The organism is Chania multitudinisentens RB-25 (genome assembly GCF_000520015.2).
Lineage (GTDB): Bacteria > Pseudomonadota > Gammaproteobacteria > Enterobacterales > Enterobacteriaceae > Chania > Chania multitudinisentens.
On the sequence record NZ_CP007044.2, the window covers coordinates 696,656 to 717,146 of the forward strand.

General features: G+C 53.4%; 20 protein-coding genes and 1 pseudogene. 9 read left to right on the top strand and 12 right to left on the bottom strand.

Annotated features, from left to right (window positions below; all coding sequences use genetic code 11):
* Positions 1–9: 9 nt before the first annotated feature.
* The 3 genes and pseudogenes from Z042_RS03030 to ysgD form a co-directional block, all read right to left on the bottom strand.
* Positions 10–1,024 (bottom strand): annotated as a pseudogene (locus tag Z042_RS03030) (AbrB family transcriptional regulator).
* Between the two features lie 335 nt (positions 1,025–1,359).
* Positions 1,360–2,310: a magnesium/cobalt transporter CorA gene (corA, locus tag Z042_RS03035; protein ID WP_024912345.1), complete on the bottom strand. Its 951-nt coding sequence runs from the start codon at positions 2,308–2,310 to the stop codon at positions 1,360–1,362.
* 166 nt (positions 2,311–2,476) lie between these two features.
* Positions 2,477–2,566: a YsgD/CorL family protein gene (gene ysgD / locus Z042_RS26805; RefSeq protein WP_417903517.1), complete on the bottom strand. Its 90-nt coding sequence runs from the start codon at positions 2,564–2,566 to the stop codon at positions 2,477–2,479.
* A 374-nt stretch (positions 2,567–2,940) separates the two neighbouring features.
* Here ysgD and Z042_RS03040 point away from each other — a divergent pair, with 374 nt between their 5' ends.
* The 4 genes from Z042_RS03040 (at position 2,941) to Z042_RS03055 (ending at position 6,191) form a co-directional block, all read left to right on the top strand.
* On the top strand, positions 2,941–3,297 hold the full coding sequence (locus tag Z042_RS03040) for a MerR family transcriptional regulator (protein ID WP_024912346.1): 357 nt from the start codon (positions 2,941–2,943) through the stop codon (positions 3,295–3,297).
* 68 nt (positions 3,298–3,365) lie between these two features.
* A complete protein-coding gene (locus Z042_RS03045; protein ID WP_024912347.1) occupies positions 3,366–4,295 on the top strand; it encodes an NADP-dependent oxidoreductase in 930 nt (309 codons plus the stop codon).
* A 115-nt stretch (positions 4,296–4,410) separates the two neighbouring features.
* A complete protein-coding gene (locus Z042_RS03050) occupies positions 4,411–5,592 on the top strand; it encodes an MFS transporter (protein WP_024912348.1) in 1,182 nt (393 codons plus the stop codon).
* A gap of 125 nt (positions 5,593–5,717) precedes the next feature.
* The gene (locus Z042_RS03055; protein ID WP_024912349.1) at positions 5,718–6,191 is read left to right on the top strand and encodes a WbuC family cupin fold metalloprotein; all 474 of its coding nucleotides are present in this window, start codon (positions 5,718–5,720) and stop codon (positions 6,189–6,191) included.
* Between the two features lie 102 nt (positions 6,192–6,293).
* Here the strand turns inward: Z042_RS03055 and uvrD are convergent, their stop codons facing one another.
* The 6 genes from uvrD to lptM all read right to left on the bottom strand — a co-directional run bounded on the left by uvrD (position 6,294) and on the right by lptM (position 11,932).
* Positions 6,294–8,456 (bottom strand): DNA helicase II, encoded by a 2,163-nt coding sequence (uvrD, locus tag Z042_RS03060; protein ID WP_024912350.1) that lies wholly within the window; start codon positions 8,454–8,456, stop codon positions 6,294–6,296.
* A 78-nt stretch (positions 8,457–8,534) separates the two neighbouring features.
* A complete protein-coding gene (yigB, locus tag Z042_RS03065) occupies positions 8,535–9,251 on the bottom strand; it encodes a 5-amino-6-(5-phospho-D-ribitylamino)uracil phosphatase YigB (protein WP_024912351.1) in 717 nt (238 codons plus the stop codon).
* The gene (gene xerC, locus Z042_RS03070; RefSeq protein ID WP_024912352.1) at positions 9,251–10,162 is read right to left on the bottom strand and encodes a tyrosine recombinase XerC; all 912 of its coding nucleotides are present in this window, start codon (positions 10,160–10,162) and stop codon (positions 9,251–9,253) included. Before xerC ends, yigB begins: the two co-directional genes overlap by 1 nt.
* Positions 10,159–10,863, bottom strand: a complete 705-nt coding sequence (locus Z042_RS03075) for a DUF484 domain-containing protein (protein ID WP_024912353.1) — start codon at positions 10,861–10,863, stop codon at positions 10,159–10,161. Before Z042_RS03075 ends, xerC begins: the two co-directional genes overlap by 4 nt.
* Positions 10,860–11,684, bottom strand: coding sequence for a diaminopimelate epimerase (gene dapF, locus Z042_RS03080; protein ID WP_024912354.1), 825 nt, complete (start codon positions 11,682–11,684; stop codon positions 10,860–10,862). The genes Z042_RS03075 and dapF overlap by 4 nt, the downstream gene beginning before the upstream one ends.
* A 74-nt stretch (positions 11,685–11,758) precedes the next feature.
* The gene (gene lptM, locus Z042_RS03085) at positions 11,759–11,932 is read right to left on the bottom strand and encodes an LPS translocon maturation chaperone LptM (RefSeq protein ID WP_417903518.1); all 174 of its coding nucleotides are present in this window, start codon (positions 11,930–11,932) and stop codon (positions 11,759–11,761) included.
* Positions 11,933–12,010: 78 nt separating this feature from the next.
* Between lptM and cyaY the strand changes: the two genes are divergently transcribed.
* Complete coding sequence (gene cyaY / locus Z042_RS03090; RefSeq protein ID WP_024912356.1) at positions 12,011–12,331, top strand: iron donor protein CyaY; 321 nt, start codon at positions 12,011–12,013, stop codon at positions 12,329–12,331.
* 52 nt (positions 12,332–12,383) lie between these two features.
* Here the strand turns inward: cyaY and Z042_RS03095 are convergent, their stop codons facing one another.
* The 3 genes from Z042_RS03095 to Z042_RS03105 all read right to left on the bottom strand — a co-directional run bounded on the left by Z042_RS03095 (position 12,384) and on the right by Z042_RS03105 (position 15,691).
* A complete protein-coding gene (locus Z042_RS03095) occupies positions 12,384–12,695 on the bottom strand; it encodes a helix-turn-helix domain-containing protein (RefSeq protein WP_024912357.1) in 312 nt (103 codons plus the stop codon).
* Positions 12,688–13,032 carry a hypothetical protein gene (locus Z042_RS03100; RefSeq protein ID WP_024912358.1) on the bottom strand — a complete coding sequence of 115 codons (345 nt, stop codon included), beginning with the start codon at positions 13,030–13,032 and terminating at the stop codon, positions 12,688–12,690. The genes Z042_RS03095 and Z042_RS03100 overlap by 8 nt, the downstream gene beginning before the upstream one ends.
* Before the next feature lie 103 nt (positions 13,033–13,135).
* Positions 13,136–15,691: a class I adenylate cyclase gene (locus tag Z042_RS03105; RefSeq protein ID WP_024912359.1), complete on the bottom strand. Its 2,556-nt coding sequence runs from the start codon at positions 15,689–15,691 to the stop codon at positions 13,136–13,138.
* 327 nt (positions 15,692–16,018) lie between these two features.
* Here Z042_RS03105 and hemC point away from each other — a divergent pair, with 327 nt between their 5' ends.
* From hemC to hemY, 4 genes are read left to right on the top strand one after another with little or no spacing between them, the layout of a single operon-like run.
* The gene (gene hemC, locus Z042_RS03110; protein WP_024912360.1) at positions 16,019–16,960 is read left to right on the top strand and encodes a hydroxymethylbilane synthase; all 942 of its coding nucleotides are present in this window, start codon (positions 16,019–16,021) and stop codon (positions 16,958–16,960) included.
* Positions 16,957–17,697 carry a uroporphyrinogen-III synthase gene (gene hemD / locus Z042_RS03115; RefSeq protein WP_024912361.1) on the top strand — a complete coding sequence of 247 codons (741 nt, stop codon included), beginning with the start codon at positions 16,957–16,959 and terminating at the stop codon, positions 17,695–17,697. Before hemC ends, hemD begins: the two co-directional genes overlap by 4 nt.
* Positions 17,698–17,719: 22 nt before the next feature.
* Positions 17,720–18,844 (top strand): uroporphyrinogen-III C-methyltransferase, encoded by a 1,125-nt coding sequence (hemX, locus tag Z042_RS03120; protein WP_024912362.1) that lies wholly within the window; start codon positions 17,720–17,722, stop codon positions 18,842–18,844.
* A gap of 3 nt (positions 18,845–18,847) precedes the next feature.
* Complete coding sequence (gene hemY, locus Z042_RS03125) at positions 18,848–20,041, top strand: protoheme IX biogenesis protein HemY (protein ID WP_024912363.1); 1,194 nt, start codon at positions 18,848–18,850, stop codon at positions 20,039–20,041.
* Positions 20,042–20,491 lie beyond the last annotated feature (450 nt).

Below are 20,491 nucleotides of genomic sequence, written 5' to 3' on the forward strand. Positions count from 1 at the left end.
TTATTGCCCTTAAACCTGGTGGTTGGGATCGCCGCCGAAGGTTGAAGACAACCTGGTAATAAATCGCGCCATTGCCGGGCCAGTGAGCAAGATGGTAAACAAGCGCAATGTTTGTATTGCCATCACAAATGACATGTCTACCCGGCTGCCTGCGGCGATTATGGCCACGGTATCCAGCCCACCTGGGCTGGTTGCCAGGTAGGCCGTCATCAGAGAGACCGGCAAAAACTGCGTCAATAACCAGGCTAACCCGCCGCAGAACAGCATCAACGCCACGATAGACACCACCATTTGCGGCAAGGTACGCAACGCCAACAGGAATATCGGCCGGGTAAAACGCAACCCAACGCTCCAGCCAATTAACGTGTAAGCCAGCGCCAGCAACCATTCAGGCACCTGCAACACCATGGTGCCCGTTGCATGAAACGCCACACCAACCACCATCGGCAGCATCAAGGCGCCAGAAGGGATACGCAGGCGTGACCCCAACCAGCAGCCGATGATGGCAATAGCCAGCGTACCAAGAAAGCGCCAGTCAAGCGGCGGAAACCACACCAGCGAGGCACTGCCGTGCCCAGCTTCATCACCCAGGCCAATACGTGCCACCATCGCCGCCGCAGTGGCAACAAACAGCACCCGCAGATACTGCATAAACGCCACCAGCCGCACATCAGCACCGTAATCCCCCGCCATGGCTACCATCGCCGAAGCCCCGCCGGGAGAAGAACCCCACGCGCCGGTTGAGCCGGGTAAATCACTGAAACGCATCAAACACCAGCCTGATATACCGCTGGCTACCAGCGTAGCAACCAATACCAGTAACACCAGCGGCCAATCAGCAAGCAATGGGGTAAGAATGGCAGGAGACAGGCTTTGGGCAATCATGCAGCCCCATGGCGACACCGACGATCATCGGCCCCAACAGCAATGCGGCAGGAACGTGGAACACCTGTAAGCCAAACCCCAGCGCCAGTGAGGCTAGCAACAAGATCAGCCATTGAACTAAACGGGGGAAACGCTCCATTAAAACGCCTGCCTTACGGACGGCCAAGTATGGGAGTATTCTACCCTTATTTCGTTGGCTCAGGGGGATACTGTCACCATGATCAGGAAAGCATCAGCCACGTTGAATAAGGGACAAGAACTCATCTCTGGTATTCAGCACGTTAATCCTCTTTTCATTATGCCTAACCACCAGATAAACATCGATATTTAACTTTTCATTAGCGTCTTCATCCAGCCTGCGATAACACAACCCATCACGGGTGGACACACATTGATTGCGGCATTAATGCCATGCCTTTCCCACGCGCAATATCATGGTAAAAGGGCTGAAAAACCAGCCCTTTTACCATTGGCTTACAGCCAGTTTTTGCGCTTGAAGTACAGATATGGAGCCAATCCTGCCAACAACATCAGCGCAATCGCGCCAGGATAGCCAAATGACCAACGCAGTTCTGGCATAAACTCAAAGTTCATCCCATAGCTTGACGCCACCAGCGTGGGGGGCAGGAACACCACCGATACTACCGAGAAGATCTTGATAATGCGGCTCTGTTCGATATTGATAAACCCCATCGCCGCCTGCAACAGGAAGTTTACTTTCTGGAATAACGATTCGTTATGCGGCAGCAAGGACTCGATATCGCGCAATACCTCACGCGCCTGTTCCAGTTGACCGGTTGGCAAACGTGCTTTGCGCACCAGAAAATTCAGCGCACGTTGGGTATCCATCAGGCACAGCCGCACTTTCCAGCCAACATCCTCAAGCTCTGCCAATCTTGACAGCGCTTCATCATATTCATCACCTGGATGGCCTTCCATAATGACGCGGCTGAGTTTTTCCAGATCGCTGTAGACGTTTTCGATCTCATCGGCCAACTGTTCAATTTTGGTTTCAAACAGATCCAACAACAACTCGTAAGCGTTCCCCTCCAACATTCTCTGGTTGCGGGCGCGCATACGGTAAAGCCGGAAGGCAGGTAGCTCACGCTCACGCAGAGTATATAAACGGCCATCGCGGATGGTAAAGGCCACCGTGGAGTTGCCCGCGTGATCTTCTGCGTCTTCGAAATAGAAAAAGGAGTGAATATGCAGGCCGTCTTCATCTTCAAAGAAACGGGCAGAGGCTTCGATGTCTTCCAATTCCGGGCGCGTCGCCAGGCTTTGGCCCAGATCAGTTTGCACACGCTCACGTTCGCCTTCTTCTGGTTCAACCAGATCAACCCACAATGATGCTGTCAAATCATCTGAATCATCCAGTTCCAGACGGGATAAGCGGCCGTTGTCTAATTTGAAAGCGCTTAGCATGTGCCAAAACTCCCCTAATGGTGACGGGTAGAAACAACGCATTGAAGCACGGAAACAAAGAGGAAATGCATCACCAACTCGTTTCAGACCATGAATAGATCTGACTCTGAGCGACACAAAGAAGGTCGCCGACAACCACGAAGGCTATCAGCGCGATGGGGTAGCCTTAGAAGTTGTACCTGTTGCCCAGGTCATTGAGCCAGCATCTACTGGGTGTGTCCAAGGCGTATGCCCCCATTGATAATAGTGCGCGCATGTTACGCCGAGAAGAAAAAGCCTGTCAACTCGTTAAACAGGATAATTGAGCAGCAATTCATCACCGTAGCACCTGGTTTGTAACCAGGTGCTAACAGGGTTTACGAGCGAATGGAACGAAAACGTATGGTGCCCCAGCATGTTGATCTGACCGTGCAGCAAGGGTACAGGGGTTGCAGTCTTCATCAAAGTCCTCACCAATGCTGCGCAATCTGGCCAACGTACGCGAACGCTTGTCGATCAACAATTGCGATCTGGCAGATAATTCTTCATGCATCGATGCAGAATGATTGGCCCGCCATGGACGAGAGAATACCTTGCCACTAATATCTTACATTGATGTTAAGAAACTGTGATGCAAGCAGGTAGGATAAGATGAAGATCGGTGAATTGTCGCGGCGAACTGGGGTAAGTATCCGATCGCTACGATATTATGAAGAACAGAATCTGCTGCACCCTGAGCGGATGGTGAGCGGCTACCGGGCTTATGTGGATGTCGATGTGGTGCGGGTTCAACGCATACAGGCCCTGCTCGCAGCCGGGTTGAGCACACAAAAGATCGAACGCATCCTGCCCTGTATGATGCTGCATCGCGATGGGCTGCGCCTGTCGTGCGCGGACCTCCATGACGATCTCGTCGCGGAGCGAAATAACCTCCTTGATCGTATCGCTACCCTGCGCGCCTCGGTGGAGGCTCTGAACGCAATTATCAGCGCCAGCCCGGTCCGCTAATCCCTTACGCGAATTTTGTCAGAATTCACTTGACCCTGACATTGGTGTGAGACTGTAGTATTTGCGGCATGAACAAACGAATCGTCTATTACGAACATGGTGGCCCCGAGGTTTTGCGCTGGGAAAACGAAATCGTCCCCGATCCGGCACACGGTCAAGTGCTGGTGCGCAACGAGCTGATCGGCGTCAATCCAATTGACTGGAAGCTTGTTGCGGGGCTCTTTCGAAACGATCCGGCTCCGTTTCCCGGCACCCCAGGCTGGGCAAGTACCGGCATCATTGAGGCTGTCGGCCCAGGCGTGCACGACTTCGCGGTGGGACAGGCGGTGATCGTGGACAGCCGCGCCCGTCTGGCTTTGATTTCGGGCAGCTACGCGGGCACGTTCAGAGAATATGTGGCGGTGGATACCCGCCAGATCGTCGCTCGGCCGCCGGAAATCAGCATCGAGCAAGCAGCTGGACTCCCATCATCGGCGGTTGCGGGCTATTCCATGATCCATCATCTCGGGATCAGCAAAGCTGACACCCTGCTGGTTCACGGCGCCGCTGGCGGCGTCGGCTCCGCCGCTGTTCAGGTGGCCGTTGCGCGCGGTGCGTGCGTTATCGGAACCGCGTCTCCAGCCAACCATGACTATCTGAGATCATTGGGCGCTCACCCGGTCGATTATACCGCTGACATGGTGGATGCAATCCGCAGGCTCGGCCCCATAACAGCCAGCGCAGATGCCGTTGGCGGCGCTGGCTCGGTTGCAGCCACCGTCGCATTGCTGCCTGCTGGTGGCCGGGCCGTAACCGCATGGGGCGACGAACATTCTCATGCCGCTGGCATTCCCTGGGTAAACCATCCTGACGATGAGCTTCATCAGGTTGCGAAGCTCGCGGCGCAAGGTCTGCTGAACATACGGATCGCTGAAATCCTACCCTTATCCGACGCGGCAGCCGCGCTTGAACAAATCAAAACCGGGCACAGCCTAGGGAAAATACTCCTGCTTCCCTGAGTCTGGCTGTCGCTCTGCCAAGGGAGAACACCAGATAACCGGCCAAGGCGCGCTGAAGTCACTGCATCGCGCCAGCGTGCGTCATCTAAAGTAAACACAATACACTGGGATCAACATGGAAATTGTTAATAAAGAAACGGGAAGCATCCCACTACAAATTGCTTTTTTTCTAGGTGCCTTTGCGCTTGGAACATCCGAGAATGTGATTGCGGGAATGCTTCCGCAGCTCAGCGCGTCTCTCGGCATCTCCATCGCACAAACCGGTTTGCTCATAACGGCATATGCGGGAACCGCTGTTGTAGCAGGCCCGCTTCTGGCAATCCTGACATCCACCATGCGTCCCTTTGGCCTGACGGCAATGGCCGTTGCACTCTACACGGTAGGTTCTCTGTTGGCGGCCTTTGCACCTACGTTCAATATTCTGATGGTGGCCCGTATTCTCACCGGAACAATGCACACCACAATTCTCGTGATGTTCATTCTCGCCGCGATGGAGACTGCCGCACCGGATCGCAAGGCACGGACCATCGGACGTATTACCCTCGGGCTAGGAGTTGCTACAGTGCTCGGTGTTCCGATTGGAACCACCTTAGCGCAAGCCTTTGGATGGCGCGCATCATTCCTGGCAATCTCCATGTTGATCGCTGGCACTCTTGCTCTGATCTTGTACGCGTTTCCCCGATTGGGCGCACCGAAATCCATCGGCTTCGGAGCACTGCGCGTGCTGTTACGCCCAGATGTGAGCGGCGGTATTGCGATGAGCGCGCTCGCCGCTCTGGGGGCGCTGACTCTGCTCGCCTTCATAGTTCCAATGCTGGCGGAGGCTGGCGTCGCCGCTGATTGGCTGGCACTCTCACTTTTTGTCTATGGGGCCGCCTGTCTCGTTGGCAATCAACTCGGTGCCATAATTGCCGATCGCAACCTGCCGAGATCAATGGTTGTTACGCTGGCAGCTACGTGTGCGGCACTTTTCGTCACCACCTTTTCAATTCATTCGGCATGGGTAGCAGTTGCCGCGGTGAGCCTCGTCGGTCTGGCATATTTTTCGACTTTCCCACCGCTGAATACATGGGTAGCAACCGCGTCAAGCGATCTGGCACCAGCACTCGCGCTCTCCCTCAACAGTTCGGCTTTCAATTTGGGTATCGCGGCAGCGGGTATAATTGGCGGTAGTGCGCTCCAATCTGGGCTGCCAGTCTCATGGCTATCTTTGCTGGGGATGTTACCCGTTCTTTTCGCGGTTATTGTCGCGTTTTGGCTTTGCCAGCGGCGGAACGGAGAGGTGATTATCGGATAGCTGGGCTAGCAAAACGAAGACAGTCATGCTCTCTGCAAAACATTGCTGGAAAGCTCGCCGCGATCTCTGACCGCAACCCGGAAAATTGCTAAGATTACGCAATAAGAACATTATGGAATAACCGCATGAAACAAATCACCGCCCATGACCTGACGTTGATGAGCGAACAGGCTGCCAAAGTACCGCGTTTGCGTGCACACCGTACCTTGCACGAAGAGTTAAGCGATCCGGTGCAACGGTTAGCGATTGCCATGGAGCCGGGCACCTATATCCGCCCGCACCGCCATCCACAAACCTGGGAGTTGTTGACTCCACTACGTGGGCGTTTCGTGGTATTGCAGTTTAACGAGGACGGCATTGTCACCCAGCGCACCTTGTTAGGCGAGGAAACCAAAGTACTGGAAATGCCGGCGTTCACCTGGCATGCCGTGCTTTCCGTCGATCCAGGCGGAGTGATCTTTGAAGTCAAACAAGGCCCTTATCAGGCACTGACCGAAGCTGATTGTATGACCTGGGCACCACCGGAAGGGGGAGAAGGTATTGCCGCTGTTATGCGGTGGTATGCAACGGCCAATATTGGCGATCGTTTCCAGCCATAGCGTTGTTGGCCGCACTTGCTAACCCCTGTCGCTTCCCTCAGTAAGCTTCAGGGGATAATGAACCAGCCGCCTACAGGCGGCTCGAATGATTTAGAATATATATTAAGCCGTTTCCAGCCTGGCGTAAGCCGCTACCAGCCACTTGATGCCTTCCCCCTGAAAAGCAATCTGTAACCGGCTGTGTTCACCGCTGCCTTCCAGATTGACGATCGTCCCTTCACCAAATTTTGGATGCCGCACGCGTTGGCCCAGCTTGTAGCCGGTATCGTTCTCAGCAATCGGCGTTCCCATACGGCGGTGATTCACCGGGCGCGAAACGCTGGCCCGCAGGCGCACTTCTTCCACACACTCTTCTGGGATTTCGCCAATAAAACGTGACGGGCGGTGATAGACCTCTTTACCATATAAACGGCGGGTCTCAGCGTAGGTCAGCGTCAGCTTTTGCATCGCACGCGTCACACCAACGTAAGCCAGACGGCGTTCCTCTTCCAGCCGCCCTCCTTCATCCAGCGACATCTGGCTGGGGAACATGCCCTCTTCCATGCCGACGATAAACACCTGGCGGAACTCTAGCCCTTTAGCTGAGTGCAGGGTCATCAGTTGCACAGCATCCTGATACGCATCCGCCTGGCCTTCGCCCGCCTCCAGCGCGGCATGGGACAGGAATGCCTGCAATGGCATCAGATCCTGATCTTCGTCCTGGTAGCTGTACTGGCGGGTTGCCGTGACCAGTTCCTCAAGGTTTTCGATACGCGCCTGGCCCTTTTCGCCTTTTTCCTGCTCATACATGATGAACAAGCCGGAATCACGGATCACCCGATCGGTCTGCACATGCAGCGGCATCTCTGCGGTTTCATGCGCCAGCGCATCCACCAGTTCGAGAAAACGTTGCAGCGAAGAGGCCGCACGGCCAGCCAGCACCTTATCCTGCAACAAAGCACGCGTCGCCTGCCACAGCGTCAGTTGCCGATCGCGCGCCGTTTGGCGCACTACGTCCAGTGTGCGATCGCCAATGCCACGCGTTGGGGTATTCACCACGCGCTCAAACGCCGCATCATCGTTACGATTGGCAATCAGGCGCAGATAGGCCAACGCATCCTTAATTTCCTGGCGTTCGAAGAAGCGCATGCCGCCATAGATACGGTACGGCATCGCGGCTTGCAGCAACGCTTCTTCCAGTACGCGTGATTGTGCGTTGCTGCGGTAAAGAATCGCACAATCATTCAGCGCCCCACCGTTGTCCTGCCAGGCTTTAATACGGTTAACCACAAAGCGCGCTTCATCCAGTTCATTGAAAGCGCAATAGATCGAGATCGGTTCACCCTCGGCCCCTTCGGTCCACAGGTTTTTGCCCAGCCGCCCATCATTATTGGCGATCAGGGTGTTGGCCGCTTTCAGGATATTGCTGGTGGAACGATAGTTCTGTTCCAGCCGAACGGTGGCCGCCGCCGGGAAGTCTTGCAGGAACCGCTGGATGTTTTCCACCTGAGCGCCACGCCAACCGTAGATCGATTGGTCATCATCACCCACGATCATCACGTTGGCCTTATCCCCCGCCAACAGGCGGATCCAGGCATATTGAATCCGATTGGTATCCTGAAATTCGTCCACCAGAATGTTGGTGAAACGTTCACGGTAATGATTGAGGATATGTGGCTTGTTCAGCCACAGTTCATGAGCGCGCAACAGCAGTTCGGCAAAATCCACCAACCCCGCCCGATCGCAGGCTTCCTGATAAGCCTGGTAGATCCGTAGCCAGGTGGCTTCCACCGGGTTGCCATAGCTTTCAATATGCTGCGGGCGTAAACCATCGTCTTTTTTGCCGTTGATGTACCACATCGCCTGGCGCGGCGGCCACTGTTTCTCGTCGATGTTCAACGCACGCACGATGCGTTTGATCAACCGCAGTTGATCTTCGCTGTCAAGGATCTGGAAATCCTGCGGCAGGTTGGCATCCATATGGTGAGCACGCAGCAGGCGGTGCGCCAGCCCGTGGAAAGTACCAATCCACATACCGCCCTGGCTGGTGCCGATCAGGTGTTCAATACGATGGCGCATTTCCGCCGCCGCCTTGTTGGTGAAGGTCACTGCCATGATCGAGTACGGCGAGCAATTTTCTACCGCCAGTAACCAGGCAATGCGATGCACCAGCACCCGAGTCTTGCCGCTGCCTGCGCCCGCCAGCACCAACAGGTTGCTGCGTGGCGCAGCCACGGCTTCACGTTGTTTATCATTCATGCTGTCGAGCAGATCGGAAACGTCCATAGGCACCATTTAATTGGTCAAGGGAAAATCCGCATACCGCGTGCTTTCCACTGGGGATTTATACAGATTATCGGGGGATTATAGCAACGCCATCAACGATGCCAACTGCGAAATCTCAATATGTGGCAACAAACGGCTATCATCGGCCTGCATCAGGCTACGCTGACGATCGTTGATCCAGCAGGCTTGCAGGCCCGCACGCAATGCACCAGCCACGTCGGTGGTCAGATCGTCACCAACATGCAGGATCTGCTCTGGTGCCACACCCAGCCTTGCAGCAGCCAACTGATACATATCCTGATAGGGCTTGGCACGGCCATCCGGCCCCGATCGCAACACAAACTGGAAGTAACTCCCCAACCCGCACAACGCTGGCTCGGCGTTGCCATTGGTGATCGCCACCAATCGATAACGTTGCCCCAGCGCCTTCAGCACGGTATGAGTCACCTCTGGCACGTCGATACGGCTGCGCCACAGGGCAAAATTCTGCATTGCGGCATCCGCACCCATAGCTGCTTGTGTATCACGTAGCCCCTGGCGGCTCAGCGCCAGATGAACCGCACGCCAGCGCCACTGGGTGACATCGTGATAAATCTCTGGGTCTTGCTCCCGCAATTCCTGGCGCAGACGGTGAAAATCCGCTGGCTGAAAATGGCTCAACCCCGGATGGTAGTTCTGCAAAAAAGCCACCGACTGCTGTTCGGTCTGTGCGATCACCGGACGGTTGTCGTACAGCGTATCGTCCAGGTCGAAAGTCAGCGCCACCAGCGGGCGCAGTGGGCGGTAAAAATGCATCAGGATTTCCCCCGTTTGGCGCGTGGATGCGCAGCATCATACACTTTCGCCAAATGTTGAAAGTCGAGGTGGGTATAAATTTGTGTGGTAGTCAGGTTGGCATGCCCCAATAATTCCTGCACCGCCCGCAGATCGCCGCTCGATTCCAGCATATGGGTAGCAAAAGAGTGGCGCAGCTTGTGCGGATGAATATGGCTGTTGACCCCCTGTTTGACTCCCCATTCGGCAAAACGCTTCTGCACGTTACGGGCTGAAATACGCTTGCCCTGGCTGGAGAGAAACATCGCATCGTCATCCGGCGCAAACAGATCGCGCAATGCCAGCCAGTGTTCCAGCCAGGTCACTGCCGTGCGGCCTATCGGCAGTTTGCGCTCTTTACTGCCTTTGCCCATTACCCAGATTTCACCACCGATCAGATCGACATAACGGCAATCCAACCCCACCAGTTCGGCAAGACGCAGCCCGGCACCGTACATCACCTCCAACATGGCGCGATCGCGTACCGCCAACGGATCGTTGAGGTCAATGTTCAGTAATTGATTCATTTCGTCAACGTCGATATTTTTCGGCAGATGGCGGCCACTGCGTGGCGTGCGAATCCCCTTCGCCGGATTGGCATGCAGCACACCTTGGCTGACCAGCCAATCCAGAAAACTGCGTAACGCTGAAAGACGCAACGCTAAACTGGAGGATTGCAACCCGGCACGCTTGCTGCGTGCCGCCAGTTGGCGCACTTTGGCGACGTCCAACATCGGCCATTCGCGGATGCCCAGCTCGGCCGCTAGCGTAATTAACGCCTGTAACTGACGTGAATAGCTGATTTGAGTGAGTGGGCTCAGTTGGCGCTCAACCTTCAGGTAACGCAAAAAAGCGTCCACCGGCGGCTGTAGGCTGGGCGCTGAAGGGGTCATGCGCGTTCTATCCAGCGTTCCAGCAGCTCCGGCAGCATACGCGCCAATTGGCTGAGCATCGCAGTACCCATCCCTGGTTGATAATGTTGCGTGTCACGACTGCTGAAAATCACCATACCCAGTTCACCATGCTCCCCCAACAGAGTCAGGGCAACTGAACCAACCTGCTTAGCCTGCGGTAACAACAGCAATAGCTCTGGGCCGTTAAGGCTGCCAAGGTAATGCAGCCGATCGCCCAGGCGTTGAATGCGCAACGGTTCAAACCCCGAACGTGCCAGACCAAGATGGGTAAAATCAGATGGCGCGCCAATGTTCCAACGGTCGTTAAACAAACGGATATTGGCCCCCGCCAAACCAAAGCCACGCGCCCAACTCTGCAAGCGATTAAGCATATCCTGCAAGCTGCTGGCACCGGCCAGCTCAGCTTGCAGATGCAGCAAACGGGCGAACAGCGCTTCGTTGGCGCTGGCCTGCTCCATCAGCAAGGTGATCTCTTCTTCCAACTGGGTGATATGGTTGCGCTGCCGCGCCAGATGCCACTCCACCAGCGATACCGTGCCACGCACCGGATGCGGCACGCGCATCAGCTCAACCTGGCGCGCATTGCGCATAAAAAAATCAGGATTCTGTAGCAGATACTGCATGATAATATTGTCATCAAGCTCAATATCTGTGGTTACCTGGCCCTCTACGCTCTTCATAGATGAATAAATCCGTCGTAAACATGGGTTGCAGGGCCAGTCATAAACAAAGGGTTACCCGGCCCCTTCCAGCGGATATGCAGGCTGCCGCCCGGCAGTTCTACATGCACTTCTTCTGCCAGCAATTCCTGTTGGATACCGATCGCCACCGCTGCGCACGCGCCACTGCCGCAGGCCTGTGTTTCACCAGCGCCACGCTCATAAACGCGCAGTTTGATATGTTCACGGCTGACCACCTGCATAAAACCAATGTTGGCCCGTTCAGGGAAACGCTCGTGCTCTTCCAGCACCGGGCCGAGAAATTCGACCTTGGCGGTTGTGACATCATCTACCTGCAAAACACAATGCGGGTTACCCATCGAAACCACCCCACATAACACAGTATGCTCGGCGGCGCGCATAATGTAGGTTTTTTCTGCTTTGGCAGCACGGAACGGCACCACCTGGGGATCAAAGTTCGGCTCGCCCATATTGACGCATACCTGATCGTCATCGGTCACACTCAGCACCATACGCCCAGTTTGGGTGCTGACGCGAATGTCGCGCTTGTTGGTCAAGCCTTTCAGCCGCACAAAGCGCGCAAAACAGCGAGCGCCGTTGCCACACTGCGCCACTTCACTGCCATCTGCATTGAAAATGCGATAATGAAAATCAAGTTCTGGATCGTAAGGAGGTTCTACCACCAACATCTGGTCAAAGCCGATGCCCAAATGCCGATCGGCCAAGCGGCGAATCAGCTCAGGTGAAAAATAGACATTCTGTGTTACGGCATCGACCACCATAAAGTCGTTACCCAGACCGTGCATTTTGGAGAACTGCATATCATACTCCGCTATCTGGACGTGCTATCCGCTTAACCACCGCAAACGGGCTGTGGCGGGTTGTTCATCGACGGCTATTGCTGAGTGCCAGCGGATTGTTGTTGATTTTTACCTACATTATCAGCATTGGTTGTTGGTTGTGCTGCCGGTGAATCATTCGGCGGAAAATACAGCGGGCCTTTCAGACCACAGCCAGAAAGCCCTGCCAGTAGAACGGCCATCAGCGCATAGCGCAGTTGTTTTCTCATTTGCATTAATGCCTGTAATTCATGCGTCCAAGGTCTCTATAATCGCAGGTGGATCATGAAAAGCAATAGGAATCGAATATGAACGACAGCGAGTTTCATCAGTTGGCTGACCAATTGATGCTTGATATTGAACAGACACTGGATGATTTTGACGGCGATGCAGACATCGATTACGAAACCAACGGCGGCGTTATGACGCTGAGTTTTGAAAACGGCACCAAGATTGTCATCAACCGCCAGGAACCGCTGCATCAGGTGTGGCTGGCCACCAAGGCCGGGGGGTATCATTTTAACTACCGTAACGGCGCCTGGTTCTGCGATCGCAGCAATCGAGAGTTCTATGCATTGCTTAGCGAAGCCACGAGCGTTCAGGCGGGAGAAACCATCAGTTTTGGTTGAATTCTTGCCAAGGGGCACAAATGCTGTGCCCCGAGCGACAAATAGGCAATGTTTAAAGCGTTGCCAGTTCTGCAAGCGTCTGAGGGTATCTGTCGATCATTTTGATCAACAATACCGCTTGTTTGTTCGGCCTCGCCAAGCCTTGTTCCCAGTTCTGATACGTGGTCACACCGGTATGTAAATACTGAGCAAAAACGGCTTGGGATAACTTCAATTTTTCACGCACTGCTTTTAGTTCTACCGGGGTCATTGATGGCATCTTGGCGGTGACTCTATGAGTACGCAGCGTTTTTCTGCCCGCATTATGCGCCCCCCACGCTTCCATTCCTTCTTGAAGCTCGTCAAAAATGTTACGTTTACTCATCCAGTTTCCCCTTCTTCGCTTGTTCGAGCATTCCACGCAGTAACTCTTGCTGTGGTTTAGTCAAATCATCTTTCTGATTTTTATCATACAAGGTAAACATCAGGAATTGTGATTTCTCCAGGTACCAATAATAAATCACTCGAATCCCACCCCGTTTACCTTTCTGTCGTCTTAAGTCAGCAAAGCGAATTTTTCGCAATCCACCGGTATGCTGGATTACGTCGCCACATTCAGGGTTTTTCAACAATATTTGTTGCAAACCGCGAAACTGATCATCGGTTAGATATTCTGCTCGGTACCGCTCAAATGGCGGAAGTTCAATAAACAACGCTTCCATCACAACACCGTCAACTCTCCTTAGAATAAGGATACAGTATCCCCAGGTTAAGGATAGTTACATACTTATTCTGCGGTAGGTTAACAAAACTGATGGCTCTAGATTAATGCAGTTGGAATTGCTGTTTCAGAGGCTGAGCGACATTGGTGTCAGAAATAGTGACACACAGGTTCGATAGCGTATTACTGCGGAATGGGATCACCTGAGTGCGGCCGTCCAACTGCACAATCTGGTAAAACTGCGGCAGGTTGAAGTTGATAAAGCTGGAACCGTAGGTAAAGCGATCGTGCGACGAAGAGTAGAAGCGGCTGACGTCACGCACCAATTCTTCCTTACTGCCTTCACAATGGTGATACACCTCAATCCGGTTCGACTCATCCAGAATGTAGATGTTGAAGCCTTTCTCATCCGTAGTGTCTTCAAAGAAGAACTGAATGATCCCCTCACTGGCAAAACCATCTACCACCGGCGGCAAATGTACCTGATCGGCTTCCACCTTAACTGACAGACCATGCAGCTTATTGTTGGAAATTGCTCCATAGAACTCCACCGCATTCTCCAGCTTTTGCACCGATACACTCAGGCGTTCAAAGAACAAGCCCCAGGTTTGCCCGGATACACGCACCGCTTTGAAACGGCCCGGCTCAAGACGCGTGCTGGAAAGACGCAGTTCAATGCACTCGGAAACCAACTGCTGAATACGGGTACGGATCAGGCCACGCAGATGCTGGCTATAGCAAAATACTTCCACAGATTCTGGCGGGGCAGCATCCTGATGCATCTTGCCCAGAATGGTTTTCAGCGCTTCAAGCACTGATTGTTCGCCACTGAAATGCAGAGTACGCACTTCGTTCCACGAGTTGCGGTACAACAAATCAATACTGCCGACCAAGCATTGCTGTTGTTGACCAAAACTGAACACGTCCAGCTTGCGGAAATCAAAATGCACCACCTGATTGCGGAAAGCGGCCGTGGGATCGTTTTCCAGGTTGACGATAATCGCCAAGTGGCGGATCTCACAGGGGCTGTACAGCGCTTTCGGCGTTGGGGCAGACAAACGCAATGGGAAGTGGTGTGACACATCAACAACCAGCTCCTGCAACTTGGCAAAATCGCAGAGATCGCCGCTCTTGATATGCAAACGGGTTTGTGGCGTCAACAAACCATTGAAATAGGCCCAGGCCACCAGTTTGTTCAAGTAGCGGTTATATTCCAATGGCTGATGGCTAACAATGGCGCTCATCGCCGGTGCCTGGTTATACAAATACCAGCCGGTACGGTTGGCGCGGCCAACGGGCACGTGAATAAAGGTTAAATCGTTTTCCGACAGATCCGGCGAAATCTGCGGGTTTACCAACGTCACTTTCCCCGGCAGCGCTTCAAATGCTGCGTACAGCTTACGGGTTAACACCCCGATATCCTGCGGGCTGGCGCTGACGCTGAGGTTGTTACGGCGGGCAAAGCGGATCAGGTTGCGATAGCTCTGCATCATCGCATCCAGCAGTTCATTATGCGCTTCACGCACGCGCTCGATCTTCCAGTTAGCGCGGTTATCAAGGATCGCCAAACGCTCCTCGCTCCAGCCCCATTCGCTGACCAACTGGCTGAGAATTTCCCGCCGCCAGCCAACGCAGGCTTTAGAACGTGACAATTTCTCACAGACTTTCAGATAGAAACAACGGCGGACAAGATCGAGGCGGGTGGTATCGTTGATTTGGGTCAGGTAGTGGGTAACACGTTCCAGCATCATACAATAGGCATCAAGGCCAAAACAGACGATCTCACCTTCGTGCAAGCGCTGCTTGATATCCATTGCCAACAATTGCGTGTTGGGGTACTCCCATGAATAGGCCTCAAGCAACAACGTTTTCAAGACCGCTTTATAAGGGGAATCGATACTTTTATACAGTTGCCATAAACTGGCACCAAAGTATTCTTCAGCGGAGAGAGTGCCTAGCCCACCGAGATCCAACCATTCATTCGGCGTTAATACTCCCTGCGCATACAACGACAAAACATATTCATCATAATGCGCTTCTTCTTCGCCCGGCACCATATTCCAGAGGATGCGTTTCCCTGCCAGACGCACCGCAGAACGGTAAAATTCATCCAGCAGCAGGATATGCTGGGTAGAACCGCAGTCCTCACCGCTCAGGCTACCACTTTCATTATGGCGGAAACGGTTTTCGTCAATCAGGAAGAAGCTGACATCCACCCCGATGGACGCTGCCCACTTTTCCAGTAAACTGCATTTCTGCTGGAGGCGGTTGCGTTCTTCGTTGTCAAGCCAGGATTGGTGGCATACCCAAATATCCAGATCTGAGGTACAACTTTGGCCAATCGACGAAGTACTGCCCATGGAGTAAACCCCGGTGATCGGTAATTCGCCGCAGGCCATTTTCTCGAATGGGCTTCCCCATTTATCTTCTAAATCAATGAGATAATCTTGCTGTGTTTCATCAGGCGTGTAGAAACAGACACCATGGGGAACGTTACCGTTGAGGTACCCTGGCATCAGCGGATGATGATGGTGCAATAAGGTAGGCAGCAGACTATACACCCGTTGGAACGCAGGCTTCATAGCCGCCAGGGCACGATCGACACGTAATTGGTTGATCGCATCCAGTCTTTGTTTCAGTGTCTCGATGTAGAGGTACAAGACGTCTCGCCTGATTATCCTGGTATTTGAAAAAAACCCGTATTCCAGTAGCGTCTTTAAAGTTTAGGAGAATATTTGACGACTTATTGCTGGAAACGTGATCAATCTAACACCTTGCTGATTGACCGTAAAGGAGGTAAAACGACACAATTATCGCCGTGTTTCTCTAAATGACTCTAAATAGTTGGCTTACGGCGTTAACCGCCCTTCAACACTTCCTCGTGCCCCATTGATTCTGTTGTCCTTTCTCCGCTTATGGCTTCTTCCACTGACAGTTTTCCTACTCAGTGGTAGGATGGGCGGCGAATGATAAAAATGGTAATAAGCATGCTAGACACAATGGTTCGAATTGCCACTCGACAAAGCCCACTGGCACTGTGGCAAGCACATTATGTGCAACAGCATCTGATAGCCAGCCATCCAGGTTTGCGGGTTGAATTGGTGCCGATGGTAACGCGTGGCGATATTATTCTGGATACGCCACTGGCTAAAGTCGGTGGTAAAGGCCTGTTCGTGAAAGAGCTTGAACTGGCTTTGCTGGAGGGCCGAGCGGATATCGCCGTGCACTCCATGAAAGATGTCCCTGTCGCTTTCCCTGAAGGGTTGGGGCTGGTGACCATTTGCGAACGCGACGATCCACGTGATGCGTTTGTTTCCAATCATTTCGCTTCCCTCGAACAACTGCCGCAAGGTTGCGTGGTGGGTACATCCAGCCTGCGCCGCCAATGCCAATTGCGTGCACGCCGCCCGGATTTGATCGTGCGCGATCTGAGGGGCAACGTGGGCACCCGGCTGGCGAAACTGGATAACGGCGATTACGACGCCATCATTCTGGCCGTGGCCGGGTTGAAACGTTTGGGGTTAGAACAACGCATTCGCTGCCCCCTGAGCCCTGAAGAATCACTGCCAGCCGTCGGCCAAGGTGCCGTAGGCGTTGAATGCCGCCTTGACGACGAGGTGACCCGTGCGCTGCTCGCGCCGCTCAACCACCGGGCTACAGAAATCCGCGTCCGTGCGGAACGGGCAATGAATACCCGGCTGGAAGGCGGTTGCCAAGTTCCCATTGGCAGTTATGCCGAATGGGAAAACGAACAACTGTGGCTGCGTGCGCTAGTCGGTGCCCCTGACGGTAGCCAGATATTACGCGGTGAACGCCGTGGCCCTGCGGCCATGGCTGAGCAGATGGGCATTGAGCTAGCGGAAGAGCTGCTAGCCGCAGGAGCCCGAGAGATCCTGCATGAGGTTTATCAAGGGAATCCCCCAGCATGACCATCCTGGTAACCCGCCCGTCTCCGGCAGGGGAACAGCTGGTATGCCGCCTGCGAGCGCATGGTCGGATTGCTTATCATGCACCGCTGATTGATTTTGCCCCTGGGGTTGATTTGCCTAGGTTGCCTCAAGGGCTAGCCCTGTTGAACGCTGGCGATCTGGTGTTCGTACTGTCACAGCATGCCGTCAGTTATGCCTATTCCGTAATCAACCGGGCTGGGCTTCAATGGCCCTCTCACTTATCTTATTATGCGATAGGCCGCCCCACCGCCTTGGCAATGCATCGTATTTGTAGCCTGCCAGTAGAATACCCACGCGAGCGTGAAATCAGTGAAACACTGTTACTGCTGCCGGCGTTGCAAAAACTGGCTGGCAAGCAGGTATTAATCATGCGTGGCAACGGCGGCCGTGAACTGCTTGGTGACACACTGCGTGAGCGTGGTGCGGCCATCAGCTATTATGAATGCTACCAGCGCAGCCCGATTCATTACGATGGCAATGAACAGAGTGCTCATTGGCAGCGGGCAGGCGTAGATACGCTGGTAGTGACCAGCGGTGAAATGTTACAACAGCTCTATACTTTAGTTCCTGATTACTATCGTTCTTCCTGGCTGTTAGGCTGCCATCTGATAGTCGTGAGTGAACGCTTGGCTACCTTTGCTCAAGAATTGGGCTGGAGTACTATTCGGGTAGCTGATAACGCCGATAATGACGCGCTCATGCGCGCACTACAATAACCTGACTATGGGACGTGCCACTATGACGGAACAAAACACTCTATCCGCTCCGGTTGAAGAGCCAACCCCTGCGGCCAAGAGCCCCCAGCAGCCAGACGCTGACCACCGTAAAGGCAAGAGTACCGGTCCGGTACTGGGCGTGATCGCTATCGTGCTGGTTATCGCACTGGGTGCTGGTGGCTATTACCACACACACCAGCAAGCACAAACGCTGATTGCAGCGAATCAAGCCTTGCAGCAGCAGCTAACCAGCCTGCAACAAAACCAGCAGCAGGGGAGAAATGCGCTGGAGGCCTTAATGCAGCAGCAAGCTAAAACGCTGGACGCTGCCGGTCAGGAGCAGGCCTCGCTGGCCCGCCAATTAAATGAACTGCAAGAGAAAGTCTCTACGATTTCCGGCGGTGATGCCAAAACCTGGCTGTTGGCACAGGCTGATTTCCTGGTGAAAATGGCAGGCCGTAAACTGTGGGGTGATCAAGATGTCACTACCGCAGCCACCTTGCTTAAAAGCGCTGATGCCAGTCTGGCTGAAATGAACGATCCCAGCCTGCTTGACATTCGCCGCACCATCACTGAAGACATCGCATCACTCTCTGCCGTCGCTCAGGTCGATTTTGACGGCATGATTCTGCGGGTAAACCAGCTTTCCAATCAGGTCGATAATTTACGCCTGGCGGATAACAACAACGATGAAACACCGATGGATCAAGATAGCAGCGAGCTTTCCAGTTCATTGAGTGAATGGCGCCAGAATCTGACTAAAAGCTGGCACAACTTTATGGCAGATTTCATCACCATCCGCCGCCGGGATACTCATGCCGAACCGTTGCTGGCACCGAATCAGGATATTTATCTGCGTGAGAATATCCGTTCGCGCTTGCTGGTGGCAGCACAAGCGATTCCTCGCCACCAGAACGAAGTGTATAAACAGTCGCTGGAAACTGTTTCTACCTGGGTACGTGCGTATTTCGATACTACCGACCCCACCACCAAAGCCTTCTTGGAAGAGTTGGACAATCTAAGCCAACAACCGGTTTCTATGGATGTGCCAAATCAACTGAAAAGCCAACCATTGTTGGAAAAACTGATGCAGACCCGGGTACGCAATCTGTTAACCCAGGCCCCTGCCACTCACCAGGAGGGATAAGCCATGTTACGCGTGTTATTCCTGTTTCTGGTGCTGATCGCCAGCGTCGTAGTAGGGCCGATGCTGGCAGGCCATCAAGGCTATGTGTTGATTCAGACTGACAACTACAACATTGAAACCAGCGTTACCGGTCTGGTGATCATCGTGATCCTGCTGTTCCTGGTGCTGTTTGTGATCGAATGGCTCCTGCGCCGCATTTTCCACACCGGAGCCCGCACCCGTGGCTGGTTCATTGGCCGCAAACGCAACCGGGCGCGCAAGCAAACCAAGGCCGCACTGATCAAACTGGCGGAAGGTGATTACAAGCAGGTAGAAAAACTGCTGACACGCAATGCCGATCATGCGGAACAACCGGTAGTGAACTATCTGCTGGCTGCTGAAGCGGCGCAACAGCGTGGTGATAATTTCAGAACCCATCAATATCTGGAACGTGCAGCTGAAGCTGCCGACACCGATCAGCTACCGGTAGATATTACCCGTGTGCGCATTCAACTGGCGCAGGGCGAAGCCCACGCCGCACGTCATGGTGTTGATCGATTGCTGAATCAAGCGCCGCGTCACCCAGAAGTGCTGCGGCTGGCGGAACAGGCTTACCTGCAAACCGGGGCTTACGCCTCGTTGCTGGACATTCTGCCATCCATGAACAAAATCAATTTGCACACCGAAGATGAACTTCAAGCACTGCAACAACGGGCTTATATCGGCCTGATGAACCAGGCAATGGCAGATGAAGGGAGCGACGGGCTGAAACGCTGGTGGAAAGATCAAAACCGCAAAACGCGTCATGAAACCCCGCTGCAAATTGCCATGGTGGAACATCTTATTGAATGTGATGATCATGAATTGGCGCAGGAGATCGTGCTCAGCAGCCTGAAACGCCAGTACGATGAACGTCTGATATTACTGATCCCACGCATCAAGTCCGGTAACCCGGAACAGCTGGAAAAAGCGTTACGTCAGCAGATTAAACAACATGGGGCAACCCCGTTGCTAAGCAGTACGCTGGGCCAATTGTTAATGAGACACGGTGAATGGCAACAAGCCAGCGATGCGTTCCAGGAAGCGCTGAAACAACGCCCCGATGCCTATGATTATGCCTGGCAGGCAGATGCACTGGAGAAACTACACCGCGGTGATGAAGCTGCGCAGATGCGCCGTGAAGGGCTGATGCTCACGCTGAAGCAAAACGGCGAGTAAGTTCTCTGCCACACCATTAAAACGCGGCCACTGTATTTGGTCGCGTTTTTTTCGGCTGAACATCCCCCGTCTTTAAATATTTATCTCGGTCACATAAAAGGATAGGGGCAAAAAAAAACACTTGCCATATTGGCAAGTGTATTAAAAAAGCAATCAGGTCTAGAACAACAGGGGAGGTGCCTCACTCAACGTTATGCCCGAAGTGTGATGAAGCCATCGCTTTCATCGTTCTGGTGGACAATAGGCACCCTAAAATTGGCTCTGCATCATTCCTGGGTTTATGAGGCCGTAAGGCGAACATAAGATAATAGAATGAGCATCTACGAGTTAGATATTGCACTTCGCGTGCCAACTCATGCCATAAAAAATAAAAAAACGTATTACTTTGAATTTAAAAGCTTTATATCGCATTCCATCATCATCACATACTCAAGTCTTCATTGGCCCCTT